The organism is Actinoplanes auranticolor, assembly GCF_018332655.1.
GTDB classification, from domain to species: Bacteria; Actinomycetota; Actinomycetes; order Mycobacteriales; family Micromonosporaceae; genus Actinoplanes; species Actinoplanes auranticolor.
Genome location: NZ_BOQL01000026.1, coordinates 95,801 through 116,698 on the forward strand (window position 1 = coordinate 95,801; position 20,898 = coordinate 116,698).

Here is a 20,898-nt window from a genome sequence, read left to right on the forward strand (position 1 = left end):
CAATCGGTCGCCGGCGTATTGATCTGAGAATTCCATCGCGTCACGCCACCGCTGTCTCGGCGGCGATGACGGTGCCGTGGAAGTCCGGTTCGGCGACGGGCCGGCCGAAGTGGTAACCCTGGGCCAGCCGGTAGCCGAGGCGGTACAACTCGGCGGCCTGTTCGGCGGTTTCCACACCCTCGGCGACGGCACTGAGGCCGAGTCCGTCGGCGACCTGGATCAGCGCGGTGGCGATGACCGCGTGCCGGCCGGCCATGGTGATGGTGTCCACGAAGCTCTTGTCCACTTTGAGCACGTCGACGGGCACGGTGTGCAGCAACCCCAGCGACGAGTGGCCGGTACCGAAATCGTCCAGGGCGATCCGCACACCGAGCTGGTGCAGGTCCTTCACGGTCTGCACGCTCTGGCCGCCACGGAACACGGCTGTCTCGGTGACTTCGATGATCAGATTGTGCGCACTCAGGCCCGTCCAGGCCAGCACCTCGGCCACGAGATCGGCGAAATCGGGTTCGGCGAGCTGGCGCGCGGAGACGTTGACGCTGACGCGTACGGGTGTCGATGAGGCTTGTGAGGTGTGCCAGGTGACGGCCTGGGCGCAGGCGGTGCGCAGGATCCAGGCACCGAGTTCGACGATGAGGCCGTTCTGCTCGGCGACGGGGATGAAGTCCACCGGGTTGATCAGGCCGCGCTCCGGGTGGTGCCAGCGGATGAGGGCTTCGACGGACACGACGCGGGCGTCCGGCAGGGACACGATGGGCTGGTAGACGAGGCGGAACTGGCCGGTGTCGAGGGCGGCGCGCAGCTCGGCGCCGAGCTGGGCCTCTGCGCGGGCCCGGTCGTCGAGTTCGACGGCGTACCGGCGGACGTGGCTGCCGGTCTGGGCCTTGGCCGCGTACATGGCGGTGTCCGCGCGGCGCAGCACCTCGTACGGGTCGTCCGTGCCCTCGTCGCCGGCGATGCCGACGCTGGCCCCGACCAGCAGCTCGTGGCCGGCCACCTCCACCGGCCGGCGCAGGCCCGCGGTCAGCCGGTCGACGATGCCGGTCATGGCCTCCGGGGACGCGCCGGTGACCAGGACGGCGAACTCGTCGCCGCCCATCCGCGCGACGAGGTCGCCGCCGCGCAGGCGGTCGGCCAGGCGCTGCGCCACGACCGCGAGCAGCCGGTCGCCGACGGCGTGGCCGAACCGGTCGTTGACGTCCTTGAAGCCGTTGAGGTCGAGCATCGCCACCTGGGCCGGACCGGCGGCGACCGCGGCCGCGAGCCGTTCCTCGAAGAAGCGGCGGTTGGGCAGGCCGGTCAGGTCGTCGCGCATGGCGAGGTCCTGCAGCTGCCGGGCCTGCCGCTGCACCTGCGTGACGAAACCGGACATCCGCAGCAGGACCAGGACGAACAGCAGCACCGCGCCGACGCCGATGGACAGCCAGCTCAGGTTCGGGAAGCCCAGGGCACCCTGGGCGAACAGCAGGGTGGGCACGAGCAGCGTGCTGCCGGTCAGCAGGACCAGCCGGCCCGGGCCGACGCGGGGCCCGCCGGTGCGGACCGGCGGCGGGGCGGCGGCGGACGGATGCAGAGCCGCGGCGCCCCAGACGACGTTGGAGAGCAGCCAGCCGACCGAGATGATCCCCTCCAGCTCGGGGCGGTAGGCGGTGACGAACTGGAAACCGACGTCGGCGGCGAGCAGCGTGCCGGTGCCGGTGATCAGCAGGGCGACACTGACCGCCGGGCGCCCGGAGCGGGTCAGCACGCGGGCCACGAGGGCCAGCAACACCAGATCACAACCGGGGTACGCGGCGCCGAGCAACCGTTCCGCCAGCGGGATGGAGCTGTCGCCGGCGATCGGGCCGATGACCAGGACCCACCAGACCAGGCCCAGGCCGGTGGCGATGATCGCCGCGTCGAGCAGGCCGGCCAGGTCGCGGCCGGGCCGCCGGCCGCCCCGGGCGAGCAGCAGCGTGCCGACCACCAGCAACGGGCAGCTACCCAGGTAGAAGACGTCGGCCGGGGAGGGGAACGGCGACTGGTGCAGCACCTGCCGGTAGATCTCGTACGTGACGTCGCCGGCCAGCCGGAACCCGATGGCGGCGGCGAAGACGTACCAGCCCAGCCGGTCCTCCGGCCGGTTCCGCCGGGCGCGGACCAGCACCACCACGAACGCCAGCAGCTCGAACAGGTTGTACAGGAGAGCCCCGGCCAGGGTGCCGTCGCCCAGGAGGGGGTACGCGACGCAGATCAGCAGCCCGGCCGCCGTCCACGCCGTGACCCTCCGGTCGACCCCAATTGTCCGCACGACGGGCCATCGGCACCGGCGCCCGGCACCTGAGACTTCGGGCACCCACGGGCCGCCCGGTGGACCGCTACGCCGGCAGGGCCCGGTCGATCAGGGCCGCGGTGTCCACGCCGCGGGCAAGCGTGCCGAACGAGTGCCCCCAGTCGCCGCCGAGCCGGCTCGCGCAGAAGGCGTCGGCCACGGCCGCCGGGGCGTGCCGCACCAGCAGGGAGCCCTGCAGGACCAGCGCCATCCGCTCCACGACGCGGCGCGCGTCCGATTCCAGGTCGTCGCCGTCGCTGAGCAGCGCGGTCAGCTGCGCCGTGGCCGCGTCCAGGCGGGCGTCCGCGCCCGCCGCCGCGCCCACCTCGGCCCGGAACGCGTCCAGCCCGGCCGGGTCGCGGCGCAGGGCCCGCAGCACGTCCAGCGCCTGGACGTTGCCGGAGCCCTCCCAGATCGAGTTCAGCGGGGCGTCCCGGTAGAGCCGGGGCAGGCCCGACTCCTCGACGTAGCCGTTGCCGCCCAGGCACTCCAGGGCCTCGCCGACGACGGCCGGCTGGCGCTTGCACACCCAGAACTTGCCGACCGCGATGGCCAGGCGGCTGAACGCGCGCTCGCCGGCATCACCGCGTACCCCCCGGTCGACGGCCCCGGCCAGCCGCAGAGCCAGCGCCGTCGCCGCCTCCGACTCCACCGCCAGGTCGGCCAGGACGTTGCGCATCAGCGGCTTGCCGATCAGCGGCCCGCCGAAGGCGGCGCGGTGCCGCGCGTGGTGCACGGCCTGGACCAGCGCGGCCCGCATCCCCGCGGCTGAGCCGGTCACGCAGTCCAGCCGGGTCATCGCGACCATCTCGATGATGGTCCGCACCCCGCGGCCCTCCTCGCCGACCAGCCAGGCCACCGTCTCGTCGAACTCCGGCTCGCTGCTGGCGTTGCTCCGGTTGCCGAGCTTGTCCTTGAGCCGCTGGATCCGGAACGGGTTGCGAGCGCCGTCCGGCAGTACCCGCGGCACCAGGAAACAGGAGAGGCCGCCGGGAGCCTGGGCCAGCACCAGGAACAGATCACACATGGGCGCGCTGGTGAACCACTTGTGCCCGCGCAACCGGTACGTGCCGTCGCCGGCCGGGGCGGCCGTGGTCGAGTTGGCCCGCACGTCGGAGCCGCCCTGCTTCTCGGTCATGCCCATGCCGGCCAGCAACCCCCGCTTGGCCGCCGGGGTACGCAGCCCCGGGTCGTACACCCGCGCGGTCAGCAACGGCTCGTAGGCGGCGGCGAGCTCGGGGGCGTTGCGCAGGGCCGGGACGACCGCGTACGTCATCGAGACCGGGCAGGTGTGACCCGCCTCGACCTGGCTCCACACGAACGTGCCGGCGGCCCGCGCGACGTGCGCCCCGGCCCGGCCGTCGGCCCACGGTGCCCCGGCCAGCCCCGCGCCGACGGCGACGTCCATGAGGTTGTGCCAGGCCGGGTGGAACTCGACCTCGTCGACGCGGTGGCCGTACCGGTCGTGGGTGAGCAGGCGCGGCTCGTACCGGTTGGCATCCTCGGCCCAGCGCTGGGCCTCCGGCTGCCCACCCAGCTTGCCCAGCCGGTGCAGATCCTCGGCCGCCCAGCCGGCGCCCTCCCGGGCCAGACCTTCGAGCAGGGCGGCGTCGGCGGCGAGGTCGTGCCCGGCCAGGGGTGGCGGCTGGTTGACGACCTCGTGGGTGAGTGGCATGCCCCGAATCTAGGCCGCCGCACCCGCCGGTGACGAGGGCGGCGACCAGGTCGCCGCCATGGCGGCGATCCGCCCGGCGACCCCGGCCGGGTCGACCACCTGGTGCAGGTGGCGTCCGGCGATCCTCTCCACGGCCCAGCCCCGCGCGGCGGCCTCGTTCGCGACCTGCTCGTACGGCGGCCCGAACAGCAGATAGCCGCACGGCTGGGCGTCCCAGCCCGCCGGCACGGGGATCTGCTGCTCGTAATAGCTCAGCGGCAACCGTGGCTGCTCGGCCTCGACGGCCGCGCGCACGGCGGGGTCCGGCAGCATGGGGGCCACCTCGGTCTCGTCGAACCAGGTCGTCCAGGGCGGCAGGATGCCGTCGACGGCCTTGTCCCGCAGGAACGCCAGGGCCTCCGGCGGGACGACCGGGGTGGGTCCTTGCCGGGCCGGCAACGTCGCGTCCACGAACAGGCAGCCGACGACCGGCCGGCCGGCGGCGGCGACGATGACCGGCACGAACAGCCCGGCGTTGCTGTGCGCCACCAGCACCACGGACCGGTCCGCGGGCAGCTCGGCGATCGCGGCCCCGACCAGCTCCACGACCCGCGGCCAGAACGGCGGGCCGGCCGCGCCGACGCCGGTCAGCGAGGGTACGACGACCTCGGCTCCCCGGGCGCGCAGCTGATCGGCGACCGGGCTCCACGTCCCGGGCCCGACGGACGGGCTGTGCACCAGTACGAAAACGGCGTCCATGGTGCTCACGGTCCCGGAAACGGGCCGCCGTGGCCAGGGTGGCGCGTGACGCCTACAGCGAAACCGGGTCCGCCGGGCGACCGGCTCCGACTTCGGGCGGGGGAGCAGCGGGAGAACCGCGGGCTGCCGCGCGCCCGGCGGCCGGCGTCGGTCAGCCGGCCGGACGGTATCCGCGTGGTGGCTGCGCGACCGTGGGGTGTGCCGGCGACTACCCCGCCGTCGAGACGGCGGGAGACGTTCTCGGACCGAGCCGGAACTCGTCCGACCGGTAAGGCGCAATCGCGGGTGTTGGTCCCAAATGCCGCCCCACGGCAGGAGCGTCGTCCTCTTAGGATGACCCGGCCCGCCCGAACCTGCGGGTCGAAATGGGGGAGGCACGTGTTCAAACAACGGAAAGTGCGCGGCGCTGCGGCCGGGCTCGCCTGCGTGGCCATGGTCGCGACGGCGGGAATCCTGGCGAGCACCGCGTCGGCGGATGACACGGGCACCGACGTGGCATCCCGTAAGCGGGCCGCGGCCGACGGGAAAGCTCCCGCCGGTGACAAGAAGATGCTGGCCGCGGCCAAGGCCGCCGCGGCGAAGGCCGCAGCCCGCGAGAAGGCGGATACGGGGGACGACACCGTGCATCTCGTGGTCGGCTTCAAGGCGGGGGTCGAGGCCCCCGCGGCCACGCAGACCCTCGGTGCGGCCGGCCTCCGGGCGAAGGCGGACGCCGCGCTGGCGTCCCTCGACGCCCGTCGTGTGACCGTTCCGGCCGCAGCCAGCGCCGGGGCGATCGCGAAGCTGCGGGCCGACCCGGACGTGGCGTACGTGGAGAAGGACGGCATCGTCCGGGCCACGGCGATCACGCCCGACGACACGCACTACGCGAGCCAGACCGAGCTGCCCCAGATCACCGTGCCGGGTGCCTGGGACCTGACCACCGGATCGGCCGCCGTGACGGTGGCCGTGGTGGACACCGGTGTCACGGACCTCGGTGGCGAGCTCGGTGACGCGCTGGTGCCCGGCTGGGACTACGTCAACGGCGACAACGACCCGGCCGACGACGAGGGCCACGGCAGCGCGGTTGCCGCCCTCATCGCCGGACGCGGCAACAACGGCGCCGGTACGGCCGGGGTCTGCTGGCAGTGCAAGATTCTGCCGGTCAAGGTGCTGGACTCCAGGGGCGAAGGCACGATGGGCACCGTCGCGGCCGGCATCAAGTACGCGGCCGACCGTGGCGTGCAGATCATCAACGTGTCGCTCGGTGGTTACGAGACCAGCACGGTGCTGCAGAGCGCGGTCACGTACGCCCGCGGCAAGGGCATCCTGGTCGTCGCGTCTGCGGGCAACAACGCCGTGCCCGACAAGATGTACCCGGCCGCGTACCCGGACGCGCTCGCCGTCGGTGGCACGGACTCCGCCGGTGACTGGTTCCTCGGCTACGACCCGGCCGCCGGCTTCTACGGCTCGAACTGGGGCGCCGACTGGGTCGACGTGGCCGCACCCTGGTGCACGTACGCGCCGAGTCTGGCCGGCTTCGCCAACGACACCGGTGGCGAGGAGGACGACAAGGACAACTACAAGTACTTCTGTGGCACCTCGGCGTCCGCACCGCTGGTGTCGGGCACCGCGGCGCTGGTGCGCTCGCGCTACCCGAAGGCGACCCTGTGGTCGCTGCAGAACAGCCTCACCAAGACCGCCAAGCAGACCGTCACGACGGACTTCACGGCGTTCGGCGAGGTGCGCGCGGGCACGGCGGTGACCACTGTGGACACCACCGCGCCGAAGGTCACCGGGGCCACGCCCAAGCAGTCGACGCGGTTCCGCGGCGCGGTGACGGTCGGCGCGACCGGCGTCACCGACACCGGCGGCGCGGGCATGTCGTACGGGGCGCTCTACGCCGACGGCAAGTACGTCGGCCGGGACACCACGACGCCGTACGCGGTCAAGTACAACAGTGGCCGGCTCAACCGTGCGGTGAAACTGCAGTGGAAGGTGTACGACCGGGCGGGTAACTCGGCGGTCTACAACCGCACCCTGATCGCCGACAACAAGGTGCCGACGACGAAGATCACCAGCGGCCCCAAGAACGGCGCGAAGGTCAAGGGCACGGTCACGCTGAAGGCGTCGGCCAGCGACGCGTCCGGCATCAACCGGGTGGAGCTGCTGATCAACGGCAAGGTGGTCGCCAAGGACACCAAGTCGGCGTACTCGTTCAAGATCAAGGTGTCGAAGTACGGCAAGAAGATCAAGGTGCAGGTCCGGGCGTACGACAAGGTGGGCAACTCCGCCAAGTCCACGCTGCGTACCTGGAAGCGCTGACAGCCGGTCCGCGCCACCCGCACTGACGGCGAAGGCCCAACCCCCGGCACGGGGTTGGGCCTTCGTTGTCGTCCGGGGCCGGCCGGGTCAGCTCCGCAGCACGCCGCGGTCGGCGAGCAGCTTCGCCTGCTGCGGCCAGGTCACCAGGCTGGGCGAGAAACGCATCCCGGCGGCGGCGATCGCGGCCCGCAGCCCGGCCTCGTCCGTGGCGGCCAGCTGCGCGTAGGTGGTGATGCCGGCGGCGACGAGCGCGCCGGCCATCTTCGGGCCGATCCCCTCGATCCGGGTGAGATCGTCCGGGGCGGTCGGCTCCGCACTGCGCTGCGCGGGTACGGCGTCGGTGGCTTCATCGGCGGTCGCGCCGTCGGCGGGCACGGTGTCGTCGGCCGTCGTGCTGCCGAGCGTCGGTGCAGCCAGGCCCGAGGTCGCGGCCGGCTCGGAGCCGGTGACGGAATCGGTGGCGGCGATCAGATCCGGGTCCGCGGCCGGAGTGGTGGCGCTGGTGGTGGCGATGGGCTCGACACCTGGTTCGCGGTCGGCGGCCAGGTCGTCGGCGAGGGCGGTGAAGGCGCGCTGGTCGCCCTCGGCCAGCAGACGGGCCTGCTCCGGCCAGGTGGCCAGGTTCGGCGAGAGCCGCAGCTTCGCGGCCTTGATGGTGGCGCGCAGCGAGGCGAGGTCGGCCTCGGCCAGGTCGCGGTAGGTGCTGATGCCGGCGGCGGCGAGGGTGGCGGCGATCTTCGGGCCGATGCCCTCGATCCGGGTCAGCTTGTCGGCCGGGCGCGCAGCCCCGGCCCCGACCCCGCCCGGCGCGGCGACGGGCTCGGGCTCCACAACGGCGGGCTCGGCTGCGGCCACAGGCTCTGCAACCGGCTCAGCGGCAACTGGTTCGGCGGCAGCCGGTTCAGCGGCAACTGGTTCGGCGGCAGCCGGTTCGGCGGCGAGGGGCTGGGCGAGCGCGGGCTCAGCCGCAGCGGCGACGGGCTCGGGCTTCGCGATCGGCTCGGCAATCGCGACGGGCTCGGCAACCGCGACGGGCTCGGGCTTGGCGACCGGTTCGGCAGGCGCGACGGGCTCCGGTGCGGCAACCGGGTGAGGCTCTGCCACGGGCTCGGCAGCTGCCACCGGCTCGGGTGCTGCGATCGGCTCGACGTCGGCGACGGGCAGCTTCCCGGCCGGTTCGGGGGTCTCCACGTTGGGCTCGGTGGCTGCCGGGGCCGGCTTCACCTCGGCGGCGGGTGTCGGGGCCGGCACCGCGGAAGCCGCGGCCGGTGTCTCGGCGGGTTCGGTGGCGACGGCCGCCGGGGCGGCTTCCGCAGCCGCGGACCGCCGGGAAACGAGGATCCGGCCCCAGATCAGCCAGCCCGCGAGCAGGCCGACCAGGAGGGCGGCAACGATGGACAGGAGCGATGCCACGGCATGCCTCCGAAGACGAGGGTCGAGATGTAGGCGCGCAGCTTCGCACATCTCGATACCGTCCCGGTTGCGGCGTGCCGTTTTCGTGACCCCGGACGGGTGATTTCGGCACGAGCCGGTCAGGTCCCGGCTCCCACGGGCTTCAGCAACGTGATCCGGCGCGCGCCGAGTTCCGTCACGTACAGGTTGCCGGTGCTCACGTCCTGCGTCACGTCCAGTGGCTGGCTGAATCCGGTCAGTCCGGTGATGCCCGTCGTCCGGTTGCTCAGGGTGCCGTTCGCCGCCACGTCGAACGTCTCGATGTCCTGTCCCGCCGAGTAGCGCACCACGAGCAGTTTGCCGTCGAGCGCCCCGCCGCGGTACTCGATCACGCCGTTCGCCGAGGCGTGCAGGCCCGCGTCGTAGGTGCCGGCGAGGTCGAAGTTCGGGTCCGGTGCGGTGCCGGCCGGGTACGCGCCCACCTGGAACGGGTCCGTGCCCGCGGTGGGGTTGCCGCCGGCCAGCACCCATTCGCAGCGTTGCGGGTTCGGGTGCCCGTAGTAGCGGCCCGCCTTCACGTCGAACACGTAGTCCGTCTCGGCCGTCGGCACCGACGTCAGTGCCGGCACCGCCGGTCCGGTGTAACCCCGGCGGGCGCACGACGCGGGCAGCGGTGCCGGCGTCGCGGGGGTGTTGCCTCCGGCGGCCGAGCCGTTGGTCGGCGCGTAGAGGTGGCCGTTGCGGTGCCACACCAGATCGAAGGCGTTCCGGACGCCGGTCGCGTGCAGTGTCACCGGAGCCCCGGCCGCGTAAGGGTTGTAGCTGCCGCCGTCCGCCGTCTTGACGTTGATCGGCGTACCGGTGAACGCCGCCGGGTCGAAGCGCAGCACGGCCGCGCTGAGTAGTTGCTCGCTCCGGTTGCCCCACGTCGAGTCGGGCGCGCCCATCGCGTTGTTCGCACCCTGCGACACGTAGAGTGCGCCGTCGGGTCCGAAGGCCAGCGAGTTGGTCTCGTGGTCCTTGACCGAGCGGGGCAGGTTGACCACGACCGGCGTGTAGGTGCCCAGGTTCGTGCCGCTGAGCCGGCCGATGCGCCCCGACCATTCCGGCACGTTGAGCGGACCGGTGAACTCGTAGTTGTCGGTGACCCAGAGGTTGCCGGCCGGGTCGAAGGCCATGCCGATCACCGTGCGGGCGGGGGCGCCGGGCAGCCCCAGGGCCGCCGCGTTGTCCCGGACCGCGGTGATGATCGTGGCGGTGCCCAGCGTGCCGTCCCCGTTGATCGGGAACCGGAAGATGCGCCCGTCGAGCGTGCCCGCGTACAGCTGGTTGCCGGGGCCCTCGACCACCGTCGTGAAGGACGCGCCGGTCGCGACCCCGACCACCTTGTCGAAGGCGGCCGGGCCGCCCGGCCCGGTCCCGGTGGTGAAGACGATGGAGTACGGCGTGAAGGCCCGCCCGCTGACGTCCCGCACCCCGGCGGTCAGGCTGAACCGGTACCCGGTGTTCGCCGCCAGCGCCGAGGTCGGGGAGAGGTTGACGACGTCTCCGCCGCCGCTGGTGATGGCGTTGGCCGGCACCGCCACGCCGTCGCTGACCCGCGTCAATGTCACGGTCGCCGAGGTCAGCGTGGCCTGGTCGACGCCGCCGTTGGGCAGCACCAGATCCTCGACGACGCTGCCGGTCGGCGACACTCCGGTGGCACCGTTGGCCGGCGTACTGGTGCGGACGCCGGGGACGGCCCCCGCCCCCGGCACACTGGCGACGTCCACGTAGTTGAGCTTGGTGTTGGTGCCGCCGGCCGGGCTGAGCGTGAGCCGTCCGTCGGTGACGGTGACCGTCCGGGTCGCGGTGGCATGCCTGACCGACGCGGTCGGGGTGAACGCGGCGACGGCGTTCTGGTCCTCGACGCTGAGCCAGTGCACGCTGTTCACGGCCGTGCCCGCGTCGCCGACCGCCGCCGTCACCGTGTAGGTCCCGGCGGGCATGACGGCCTCCCACGATCCGGGTGTGGTGACTCCGGTCGAGCCGGCCGGCAGCTGGGCGTGGATGAGTGTGGCGAGCCGGACGTCGGGCTGGGCGGCGGCCGGGTTCCGGTTGCGCCCGTTGCCGGCCAGGCTCAGCGGCGTCGTGGTGCCCGGTTGCACCCAGCCGTAGCCGCGGGCGGTGGTGAAGGCGTCGCCGGAGTCGCGCACGTAGCCGGTGGGCGGGGCGGTGGCGGCGTCGGAGAAGTTGACCTTCAGCGCGTACGCCGCCGGGGTCGCCGTGACAGCGGCCGACGGTGGTGACTCGGTGCCGGCGCTGTCCACGGCGGTGACGGTGTAGCCGTACGCGGTGCCGTTGCGGGCGGTGGTGTCCAGCCACGCCGCGCTGGTCAGCGGGGCCGGGCCCGAGAGCAGCGTGCCGCTCCGGTAGACCCGGTAGCCGGTCGGCTCGGCGGCGGGCGAGGCGGTCCAGGCCAGGGCGACCTGCGAGTCACCCGGCCGGGCAGTGAGTCCGGTGGGTGCGGCCGGTGCGCCGACCCGGGCGATCTCCAGGTAGGTCAGTTTGGTGTTGGTGCCGCCGGTCGCGTCGACGGTCAGCCGGCCGTCGCTGACCGGCACGGTCACGGTGGCGGTGCGGAACTCGGCCGCGGCGGTGGACACGAAGCCCGACACCGCGGTCACGCCCTCGACGCGGACGGTGTGGGCGCTGTCGTACGCGGGCTGGTCCCCGGCCGACACGGTCACCTGGTACGAACCCGGGGACAGCGCGTACTCCCAGGCGCCGGGGGTCAGTACGCCGCCGGTGCCGCCGACGTCGCCGTACTGCAGGTGGATCAGGGTGTTGAGCCGCGCGTCGATCCCGGACCGGGCCCGGTCGCGGGTGTTGCGGCTCAGGTCCAGCGGGTCCTGCGTGCCGGCCGCGACCCAGCCCGACCCGCGTGCGGCGGTGTAGCCGAGCCCGGTGTCGGCGGTGTATCCGGCCGGAACCGCCGCGGCGGCCGGCTGGAAATTGATTCTCGCGACGGGCGTGACGGCGGCTTGCGCGGGTGCGGCAGCGGCGAACGGCGCGACGAGTGCCGCGGCGGCGACTGTCCACAAAAGACGGCGCATGATGGTCCCCTCAGACCGGCCCCCAGCAGGCCTGGCGGCAGCCTGGCACGGCGGCGGTGCGGCGCCCGCTGTCAGCAATCTGTCTGCGGTGTTCACGCAGGTGGGGACCCGGACCGAATGTCGCGCTCCGACCGCAGGGCGTGAACGGATAGAGCGCCCGTAAGCGCCGATCATCGAGCGGATCCGCCGCACCCGGTACAGATCGGCGCCGGCTCAGCGGTGTTGGCGGCGGGCGATCGCGTACAGGTCGCGGGCCGGGCCGATCAGCTGACCCGAGGCCGGCCACACCGCCCGGAGCTGCCGCTGCAGCGGCATGGCCGTCGGCACCGCGACCAGCGTGCCCGCCGCCAGCTCCGCCGTGACCGCGAGCGAGCTGAGCACCGCCGGCCCGCTGCCGGCCGCCACCGCGTGTTTGATCGCCGTGGTCGACGACAGTTCCAGCAGCGGTGCCGCCGCGTTCAGCGGGGCCAGGGCCTGCTCGAACGCCCGCCGGGTGCCCGAGCCGGCCTCCCGCGACACCAGTGGCGTCCCGGCCAGCTCGGCCGGGGTGACGCCGCGCCGCCGCTTCGACCATGGATGCCCGGGGGCCACGACGACCGCCAGCCGGTCCGTGGCGACGGTCTCGGCGTGCAGGCCGGCGGGCGCGTCCGGGCCTTCGACGAAGCCCAGCTCGACTTCGCCCGCCAGCACCGCGGCCGCCACGTCGGCGGAGTTGGCCGCGCGCAGCGTCACGCTGAGCCCGGGGTGCCCGGCCCGCAGGGCCACCAGCCACGCCGGCAGCAGATATTCCGCGACGGTCTGGCTGGCGGCCACCGCCAGCCGGCTCTCGTGGGTGGCGCGCAGCGCGGCGACCCCGGTGGCCAGGGCGTCGGCCGCGTCCACGGCGGCGCGGGCCCAGTCGGCGACCAGCGCACCGGTCGCGGTCAGGGTCGAGCCGCGCGGGGAGCGGTGCAGCAGAGTCAGCCCGAGGCGGCGTTCCAGCTCACGTAGCCGGGCGCTGGCGGCCGGCTGGGAGATGTGATGGGCGGTGGCCGCGCGGCCCACGCTGCCCAGCCGGGCGACGCTGAGCAGCAGGTCGAACCCGGTCAGGTCGGCGAACGCCGGCGGCAGAGGCATAACCGCAGCTTATGACCCCACAAGCGGGCGGCCGCTACCGGGGACCGGGCCGGGGCCGGACAGTGGAGATCATGACCGTCCTGCTCGAACGTCCCGTGCGCGTCGCCCCGATCGTGGTCGGCCCCAACTGGTTCGCCGGTGTCATGGGCACGGGCATCGTCGCCACCGCCGCGGCTTCTCTGCCGCTGCACGTGCCGGTGCTGCGGACGCTCGCGACGGCCGTGTGGGCGTTGGCGTCCGTCCTACTGGTGGTCCTGGTGGCCGCGGCCGTCCGGCACCGGCGGGCGTACGCGGGCGACGTCGTCTCGGAGCAGTTCTGGGGCGCGCCGCCGATGGCGCTGCTGACCGTCGGCGCCGGGACTTTGCTGCTGGGTCGGGACTGGATCGGCGAGCCGGCTGCCGTTGCGGTGGACCTGGTGCTCTGGACGGCCGGAACGCTGCTCGGGCTGGTGGTCGCGGTCGTGATCCCGTACCGGATGGTCACCCGGCACCGGCCCGGACCGGGCACCGCCTTCGGCGGCCGGCTGATGCCGGTCGTGTCGCCGATGGTGTCCGCGGCGACCGGCGCGTTGCTCGTGCCGCACGTCCCCTGGCCCGTCGAACTGCTGGCGGCCTGCTACGCGATGGCGTTGCTGAGCCTGGTCGCGGCGGTGCTGGTGTTCGTCCGGCTGTGGCGCCGGCTCGTCGGGTACGGCCCCGGCCCCGCCCGGATGGTGCCGACGTGGTGGATCGTGCTGGGCCCGGTCGGTCAGTCGGTCACCGCCGTGCACCTGCTGGGCCGCGCCGCCGACGGTGTGCTGAGCGAGCCGTACGCCACCGCCGCGCAGCTGCTGGTCGTGCTCTACGGCGTACCGGCGCTGGGCTTTGCCCTGGGCTGGGCGGCCCTGGCCGCCGCGATCACCGTGCGCACCGCCCGGGCCGGGCTGCCCTTCTCGCTCACCTGGTGGAGCTTCACCTTCCCGCTCGGCACGGTCGTGACCGGCGCGAGCGGGCTGGCCACCCGGATCCCCTCGGCCGTGCCCGCCGCCCTGGCGGTGGCGCTCTATGCGATGCTGCTGGCCGCCTGGTCGGTCGTCGCCGTGCGCACGCTGCTCGGGGCGCACCGGGGTGACCTACTCCGGCCGGCGCCGCCCGCGTAGCCTCTGAGCAGGGCTGCGTCGAGATGAGTGAGGGAGTCGTTGGCCACGGACCTGCTCGCCGAGCTGGCCGGCGCACGCCGTCTGGCCGTCGCCCACGACCGGGGCGACCTCGCCGGGCGCCTGGACCGCGCAGCCGCCGAGCTGGGCCGCGGCGACGTCACCGTCGCGGTGGTGGGCGAGTTCAAGCAGGGCAAGAGCACGCTGGTCAACGCCCTGCTGCGCACCGACGTGTGCCCGGTGGACCCCGATGTCGTCACCGCCGTGCCGACCGTCCTGCGCTACGGCCGAGAGCCCACGGTGACCCTGCAGGTGCCGTCCGACGACGGCGCGCTGGAGCCCGTCACCGTGCCGTTCGACCAGCTCAGCCGGTATGTCACCGAGGCCGCCCCGGCGGCCGGGGCGCGGGCGCCGCGCAGCGTCGAGGTCCGTCTCGACCGGCGGCTGCTCGGCGCCGGGCTGTCGCTGGTCGACACGCCGGGCGTCGGCGGGCTCGACTCCGCGCAGGGCAACCTGACCCTCGGCGCGCTGGCCGGGGCGGCCGCGGCGCTGTTCGTCACCGATGCCTCCCAGGAGCTGACCGCGCCCGAGGTCGCCTTCCTGCGCCGGGTGCTGGAACGGTGCCCGGCCGCGTACTGCGTCGTCACCAAAACGGACCTGCACGGCGAGTGGCGGCGCATCGTCGAGCTCAACGCCGGTCACCTCGCCGCCGCCGGCCTGGACGTGCCGGTCCTGGCCGTCTCGTCGTTCCTGCGGCTGCGCGCCCAGGCCCGCGACAGCACCGAGCTCAACACCGAGTCGGGCTACCCGCGGCTGGTCGAGCTGCTGCGCCGGGACGTGCTCGACGCCGCCCGCGCGGGGGCCCGCACGGCCGCGCGTGCCGAGCTGGCGTTCGTCGTGGCCCAGCTGCGCGAGCGGGTGGCGGCCGAGCAGGCCGCGGCGAGCTCACCGGCGGCGGCGGTGACGCTGGTCCAGCGGTACGCCGAGAAGCAGCGCCGCACCCGCACCCTGGGCTCCTGGCAGACCGTGCTCGGCGACGGCATCCAGGACCTCACCGCCGACGTCGACCACGACCTGCGCGAACGACTGAGGACCATGCTGCGCGCCGGTGAGGAGCTGCTCAACGAGTCCGACCCGCGCGACACCTGGCAGGATTTCCAGGCCTGGGCCGCCCGTGAGGCGTCCGCCGCCGCGGTGGACAACCTGATGCTGCTGGCCCGGCGCAGCGACGAGCTCGCCCAGGCAGTGGCCACTCGCTTCGACCTCGAGTACGAGGGCCTCGAGCTCGACCTGCCGTCGCCCGAGCCGGGCCTGGGCAAGGTGAGCGAGCTCGACGTGGACTTCCACCGTTCCGGGATGCAGCAGTTCCTCGGCGCGTTCACCGCCGCCCGGATCACCTACGGCGGCTTCTACATGCTCGGGGCGATCGGCGCGCTGTTCAACGTGTTCATCGCCGCGCCGATCGGCCTGATCGCCGGCCTGACCCTGGGTCGCCGGCTGGTCAAGCAGGAACGCGAACGGCAGGTCCAGCAGCGCCGCCAGCAGGCCCGCACCGAACTGCGCCGCTACGTCGACGACGTGTCCTTCCACGTGGGCCGTGACTCCCGCGAGGCGGTGCGGCGCACGCAGCGGTTGCTGCGTGACGAGTTCACCGCCCGGGCCGCCGCCGTCGAGCGCTCGACGGCCGAGGCGGCGTCCGCGGTCCGCGAGGCGGCGGCGCTGCCGGACGACCAGCGTGCGGCCCGGGCCCGGCAGCTCGCCGCCCAGCGCGCGGAACTGGACCGGCTGGCATGAGCGAGCTTGCGAGCGAATCATCAACTCTGCGCCCGACGAATGTCATCCCCGGAGCGCCAGCGGAGGGGATGGCATGAGCCTGCTGCCGGAGGTGCGGGCGCTGCTGGACCGGGCGCTGGCCGGGACCACGGACCCGACCGTGCGGGCGGCGATCGGCGACGCCCGGCGCCGGCTCGGCGAGCCGCTGCGGGTGGCCCTCGCCGGCAAGGTCAAGGCCGGCAAGTCCACGCTGCTCAACGCGCTGGTCGGTGAGGGCCTGGCGCCCACCGACGCGGGGGAGTGCACCCGCATCGTGACCTGGTACGCCGACGGTCCGACGTACGCGGTCACCGCCCATCTGCGCGACGGCGGCACCCGGCCGCTGCCGTTCCACCGGGCCGGCGGCGCCGTGCGGATCACCCTCGACCGCCCGGCCGACCAGGTCGACCACCTCGAGGTCCGGGTCCCGAGTGCGCGCCTGCGCCGGCACACCCTGATCGACACCCCGGGCATCGCGTCGCTGTCCACCGAGGTGTCCCTGCGCACCACGGCCTTCCTCGACGCCGACGCCGACCGTCCGGCGCAGACCGACGCCGTCATCTACCTGTTGCGTCACATGCACGCCCACGACATCCGCTTCCTGGAATCGTTCCACGGCGACGACCTGGCCGGCGGCACCCCGGTCAACACGGTCGGGGTGCTCTCGCGCGCCGACGAGATCGGCGGGGCCCGGCTCGACGCGATGGCCGCCGCGGCCCGGGTCGCGGCCCGCTACGCCGCCGACGACCGGCTGCGCCGGCTCTGCCCGGTGGTGGTGCCGGTCGCCGGGCTGCTCGGTGCGGCCGGTGCGACCCTGCGCGAGGACGAGTTCCGTACGCTGGCCGCGGTGGCGACGCTGCCGATGGCCGACGTGGTGGAGCTGCTGCTGACCGCCGACCGCTTCGCCGGCTCCGCCCCCGAGCGGCGCGCGGCGCTGGGCCGGCTGGGCCTGTTCGGGGTACGCCTGTCGGTGCGGCTCATCCGCGAGCAGAAGGTGCACGATTCCGCCGACCTGGCCGCCGCGCTGACCGCGCACAGCGGCATCGACCGGCTCCGGGAGGTCTTCGCGGCTCAGTTCGTCGGGCGCAGCGAGGTGCTCAAGGCCCGGTCCGCGCTCGCCGTGCTGGACGAGTTCCTCGACCCGGACTCGGCGCCGGCGGCCGAGGCCGAGCGGATCCGGGCCAGCGCCCACGAGTTCGTCGAGCTGCGGCTGCTGCACCTGCTGCGGTCCGGCCGGCTGCCGGGCACGCAGGCGCAGCTGGCCGAGATGGACTCGCTGCTCGGCGGGGCCGGCGGGGCCGCGTACCTGCGGCTGGGCCTGCCGGCCGACGCCTCGCCGGAACAGATCACTGCGGCCGCGCGGGAGGCCCTCATGCGCTGGCAGACGCTGGCCGAGCATCCGTTCTCGGCCAAGGAGCTGCGCACCGCGGCGCGCGCGGTGACCCGCAGCTGCGAAGGTCTGCTGGCCGCCATCTCCTGATCCCGGGTCGTCAGCGGGCGGACGGCAGGGCGGCGAGCTTGCGGCGTACCTCCTCGGCGTCGGCGTGGCCCAGCTCGGTCAGGATGTCCAGGGCCTCGGACCAGGCCCGCTCCGCCCGCGCGACGCGCCCGGCGGCCAGCTGCGCGTCCCCCAGGTGGGTCAGCGACTGGGTCTGGTTGTACCGGTCGCCGAGATCACCGGCGAGGCGCAGCGCGTGGTCGTAACACTCGATGGCCTCGTCGTGGCGGCCCAGCCGGTGCTGGGCGTAACCGAGGCTGTCCCAGACGTGCGCCTGCCCGGCCCGGTTGCCGAGCCGCTCGTGCAGCGCCAGCGAATGCCGGCAGCACTCCAGCGCCTCGTCGTACCGGCCGAGCATCGCCAGGTACCAGCCGACCTGGTTGAGCGCGTCGGCCTGGCCCCGCTCGTCGGCCGCCGCACGGTACAGCGCCAGCGCCTGCCGGGCGTGGTCCACGGCGGCGTCGTAGCGGCGCTGGTGGCCCCAGAGGTGGGCGAAGTTGCGGTGGGTGTGCGCCTGGCCGGTCCGGTGGCCGATCGCGGTGTACAGGTCGAGCGCCTGCTGCAGGGCGGCGATGCTGTCGGCGTACTGGCCGCGCAGGGTGTGGGTGTGGGCGATGCTCGTGTGGGCCCGGGCCTGCGCGGTGCGGTCGCCGAGCCGCTCGGCCGCCCGCAGCGCGGTCTGCCAGGCGGCGGCCCGGGCGGCCCCGTCGCCCCGGCGGTCCAGATAGGTGCTCAACGACCAGGTCAACTGCCAGGTGTACGCGTCATGCCCGGTCTCCGCGGTGTACTTCACCGTGGCCAGCAGCACCGGATGCTCGGCGGTCAGCCACCGCGTCGCCGCCTGCCGGTCCGCGAGCTGCTCCGGGCGGGCGTCGGCCGCCACGGGAGCCAGCGGCAGCTCGATGGCGCCCCGGGCCGGATCCAGCAGCCGGTCGGCGGCGTACGCGGTGTGCAGATAGTGGTCCAGCAGCCGGCGCACAGCGGCGTCCCGTTCGGCTGCGGAGTCGGTACCGGTGGTGAGGTCGGCGGCGTACGCCCGCAGCAGGTCGTGGCTGACGTACCGGCCGGGAAGCTGCTCGGTCAGCAGGCTGGCCCGGGTCAGCTCGCCCAGCAACCGCCGGGTGCCGGCCGGCCGCAGCCCGGTCAGGCTCGCCACCGCGGCGGCCGACGCACTCGGCCCCGGATGCAACGAGAACAGCCGGAACACCCGCTGCGCCGCCCCGCTCAGGGCGTCGTAGGACCAGGAGAACACCGACCGGACCCGCCCGGCCACGTCACCGGTGTCCAGGGCGTCCAGGCGATGGCCCTCCTCGGCCAGCTCGGCGGCGAGCGCGGCCAGCGGGAAACGCGACTGCCGGGCCCGGGCGGCGGTGATCGCGAGCGCCAGCGGCAGACCCGCACACGCCGCGATGATCTCCTCCACCGCGGCGGGCTCCGCGTCCACCCGTTCCCGGCCGAGCCGGCGCACCAGCAGCTCACGCGCCTCGCCGTCGGTGAGGATGTCCAGCGGTAGCGCCTGGGCGTCGGCGGTGGCGAGCAGGCCGGTGAGCTGGTGCCGGCTGGTCACCAGGGCCAGCGAGCCCGGCGCGGCCGGCAGCAGTGGCCGGACCTGCTCGGCGTCGCGGGCGTTGTCCAGCACCACCAGCACCCGCCGGTCGGCGAGCAGCGTGCGGTAGCGGCCCAGCTGGGCGTCGCGGCCGGGTGGCAGCTGGTCGGCGGGCACCCCGAGGGCGTCGAGGAAGCCGCGGACCGCGTCGGCCGGACCCAGGACCGCCTCCTCGGCGTCGAAGCCGCGCAGGTTCACGTACAGCTGGCCGTCGGGGAACCGGCCGGCCACGGTGTGGGCCCAGTGCACCGCGAGCGCGGTTTTGCCGACGCCGGCCATCCCGGAGACCACCACGGCCCGGGCGGACTCCCGGTCGTGCAGGGCGTCCAGCTGCGCCAGGTGGGCCGTACGGCCGCAGAAACCGGCGATGTCCGCGGGCAGTTGCGCCGGACCGGAGCGCACGCCACCGGGTGCCTCGCCGCGCAGCACCACCCGGTGCACCGCTTGCAGGTCCGCCCCGGGTTCGGTGCCGAGCTCGTCGATCAGGTACCGGCGGACGGCCGCGTAGTGGGCGAGCGCCTCGGCCGGGCGTCCCGCCGCCACCAGGGCCTGCATCAGCACCGCGGCCAGCGCCTCGTGCAGCGGGAACTGGGCGGCCAGGTCACCCACGACCCGGATGACGTCGCCCGGGTTGGCCACCGCGAGCTCGGCCCGGGCCCAGGCCACGGCGGTGTCCGCGTACCGCCGGCGCCAGATCTGCCGGGTCTGCGTGACCCACTCACCGCCGAGCCCCGCCAGGGGCTCGCCGCGCCACAGCGCCAGGCCCTGCCGCAGCAACGCCACCCGCTGCTCGGCGGTCTGCCCGGGCTGCTCGGACCGCCCGGTCAGCTCGGCCAGCCGGTGCACGTCCACGGTGGCCGGATCGACGTCCAGCCGGTACGAGTCCGAGGTGTGCACAAGAGCGCCCGGAGCGCCCGCTCGCTGCACGACCTGCCGGACCCGGGTGAGGTGCGCGTGCAATGACTGCCGCGCGGACCGGGGCGGTTCCTGCCCCCAGACCCGGTCGATGAGCGTGCCGACCGGCACCGCCCGCCCGGCGTCGGCGAGCAGCGCCGCCAGCACCGTCCGCTGCCGCGGATGGCCGACGTCGACGCGGGCGCCACCGTGGTACACCTCGACCGGACCCAGCAACCGGAAATCCCCCATGCCCGACCTCCCGTAGCCCGAGCCGTCGATCGAACCACAAGAATCCCGCAAGCGCCGTCTGGCACTGTCCTCACCGGAGGCGGCCGCCACCGCTCCCGAGCGTCGGACCCGGCCCTTCGGCGATCGGCATCCCGCCGATTCGGGGGCGCCGAATGGCCGCGTCCACGCCCGGCGGTCCCGGCCGGTGGCGCGAGCGCGTCATGCTGAACAGGTGCGCTTCATCCTGAACGTCCTGTGGTTCATCTTCGGCAGCGGCTTCGTCCTGGCCCTCGGCTACGGCCTGGCCGCGCTGCTCTGCTTCATCTTCGTCGTGACCATCCCGTTCGGGGTGGCGTCGCTGCGGCTGGCCTCGTACTCGCTGTGGCCGTTCGGCCGGACCCTGGTGACCCGCCCCACCGCGGGCGTCGGCTCCGGCGTGGCCAACGTGCTGTGGGTGGTGATCGCCGGCTGGTGGCTGGCGCTGGGCCACGTGGTGGCGGGCATCGCCCAGTGCGTGACGATCATCGGCATCCCGTTCGGCATCGCGAACTTCAAACTGGTCCCGGCGGCGTTCTGGCCGCTCGGCCGCGAGATCGTCGACCTCGACGAAGCCGGCCACGCCTGAGCCGAACGCTCACAGCTGGTGGTAGGCCGCGCGTAGTGCGGCACGCCGCTTCTGGTCGGCCTGCGCCCGGCGTTGCTCCAGCGCGGCCGTGGTGCCTCGCAGCTGTCGTTGCAGATTGCCGAGCGGCACGAGGCCCTCGGCCAGCCCCAGACGCGCGCCGGTGTTCGCCAGCGTCCGCGGCACCTCGTCCAGCAGCGCGAGGTCCGGCATCCGTGCGGGCGGCGCAGCGGACCGCGTCAGCTCGGCGACCCTGCGCTCAGCGTGGGCGATCCGGGGTGGGAGTGCTCGCAAGCCCGCGTCCGCCTCGCGGATGTGGTTGTCGTAGTCGCGGGCGGCCCCACTCCGCCCGGAACTGGTCGGCTGACCCGGTGGCCTTCCCCAGCACAGCGCGCACCACCGTGCGGGCCTGGCTGCGTCGCAACTCCCTGATCCGTTTGACCGTGGCTATGTCCTTGCGGAGCGAGC

At 74.1% G+C, this 20,898-nt stretch carries 13 protein-coding genes; 5 read left to right on the plus strand and 8 right to left on the minus strand.

The window, feature by feature from the left end; translation table 11 throughout:
• Positions 1-40: 40 nt before the first annotated feature.
• The 3 genes from Aau02nite_RS16295 to Aau02nite_RS16305 all read right to left on the minus strand — a co-directional run bounded on the left by Aau02nite_RS16295 (position 41) and on the right by Aau02nite_RS16305 (position 4,724).
• Positions 41-2,290, minus strand: coding sequence for a putative bifunctional diguanylate cyclase/phosphodiesterase (locus Aau02nite_RS16295; protein WP_212989267.1), 2,250 nt, complete (start codon positions 2,288-2,290; stop codon positions 41-43).
• Between the two features lie 67 nt (positions 2,291-2,357).
• The gene (locus tag Aau02nite_RS16300) at positions 2,358-3,986 is read right to left on the minus strand and encodes an acyl-CoA dehydrogenase family protein (RefSeq protein ID WP_212989268.1); all 1,629 of its coding nucleotides are present in this window, start codon (positions 3,984-3,986) and stop codon (positions 2,358-2,360) included.
• Between the two features lie 9 nt (positions 3,987-3,995).
• Positions 3,996-4,724, minus strand: a complete 729-nt coding sequence (locus Aau02nite_RS16305) for an alpha/beta hydrolase (protein WP_212989269.1) — start codon at positions 4,722-4,724, stop codon at positions 3,996-3,998.
• A 378-nt stretch (positions 4,725-5,102) separates the two neighbouring features.
• Here Aau02nite_RS16305 and Aau02nite_RS16310 point away from each other — a divergent pair, with 378 nt between their 5' ends.
• Positions 5,103-7,028 (plus strand): S8 family serine peptidase, encoded by a 1,926-nt coding sequence (locus Aau02nite_RS16310; protein WP_212989270.1) that lies wholly within the window; start codon positions 5,103-5,105, stop codon positions 7,026-7,028.
• 87 nt (positions 7,029-7,115) lie between these two features.
• On the opposite strand, the gene Aau02nite_RS46470 is transcribed toward Aau02nite_RS16310, so the two are convergent.
• The 3 genes from Aau02nite_RS46470 to Aau02nite_RS16325 all read right to left on the minus strand — a co-directional run bounded on the left by Aau02nite_RS46470 (position 7,116) and on the right by Aau02nite_RS16325 (position 12,631).
• Positions 7,116-8,441 carry a helix-hairpin-helix domain-containing protein gene (locus Aau02nite_RS46470; protein WP_246595232.1) on the minus strand — a complete coding sequence of 442 codons (1,326 nt, stop codon included), beginning with the start codon at positions 8,439-8,441 and terminating at the stop codon, positions 7,116-7,118.
• Positions 8,442-8,560: 119 nt separating this feature from the next.
• Positions 8,561-11,515 (minus strand): Ig-like domain-containing protein, encoded by a 2,955-nt coding sequence (locus Aau02nite_RS16320; protein WP_212989271.1) that lies wholly within the window; start codon positions 11,513-11,515, stop codon positions 8,561-8,563.
• A 213-nt stretch (positions 11,516-11,728) separates the two neighbouring features.
• Entirely contained in the window at positions 11,729-12,631 is a 903-nt protein-coding gene (locus tag Aau02nite_RS16325) for a LysR family transcriptional regulator (protein WP_212989272.1), read from the minus strand.
• Positions 12,632-12,702: 71 nt separating this feature from the next.
• On the opposite strand from Aau02nite_RS16325, the gene Aau02nite_RS16330 reads away from it, so the two are divergent.
• The 3 genes from Aau02nite_RS16330 (at position 12,703) to Aau02nite_RS16340 (ending at position 17,059) form a co-directional block, all read left to right on the plus strand.
• Complete coding sequence (locus tag Aau02nite_RS16330) at positions 12,703-13,770, plus strand: TDT family transporter (protein WP_212989273.1); 1,068 nt, start codon at positions 12,703-12,705, stop codon at positions 13,768-13,770.
• Between the two features lie 39 nt (positions 13,771-13,809).
• Positions 13,810-15,561: a dynamin family protein gene (locus Aau02nite_RS16335; RefSeq protein WP_212989274.1), complete on the plus strand. Its 1,752-nt coding sequence runs from the start codon at positions 13,810-13,812 to the stop codon at positions 15,559-15,561.
• A 73-nt stretch (positions 15,562-15,634) separates the two neighbouring features.
• Entirely contained in the window at positions 15,635-17,059 is a 1,425-nt protein-coding gene (locus tag Aau02nite_RS16340) for a dynamin family protein (RefSeq protein ID WP_212989275.1), read from the plus strand.
• A 10-nt stretch (positions 17,060-17,069) separates the two neighbouring features.
• On the opposite strand, the gene Aau02nite_RS16345 is transcribed toward Aau02nite_RS16340, so the two are convergent.
• Positions 17,070-19,829 (minus strand): AfsR/SARP family transcriptional regulator, encoded by a 2,760-nt coding sequence (locus tag Aau02nite_RS16345; RefSeq protein WP_212989276.1) that lies wholly within the window; start codon positions 19,827-19,829, stop codon positions 17,070-17,072.
• 211 nt (positions 19,830-20,040) lie between these two features.
• Here Aau02nite_RS16345 and Aau02nite_RS16350 point away from each other — a divergent pair, with 211 nt between their 5' ends.
• Positions 20,041-20,433, plus strand: a complete 393-nt coding sequence (locus Aau02nite_RS16350) for a YccF domain-containing protein (protein WP_246595192.1) — start codon at positions 20,041-20,043, stop codon at positions 20,431-20,433.
• 9 nt (positions 20,434-20,442) lie between these two features.
• Here Aau02nite_RS16350 and Aau02nite_RS16355 read toward each other — a convergent pair whose 3' ends face one another.
• Entirely contained in the window at positions 20,443-20,724 is a 282-nt protein-coding gene (locus Aau02nite_RS16355; RefSeq protein WP_212989278.1) for a hypothetical protein, read from the minus strand.
• Between the last annotated feature and the right edge of the window lie 174 nt (positions 20,725-20,898).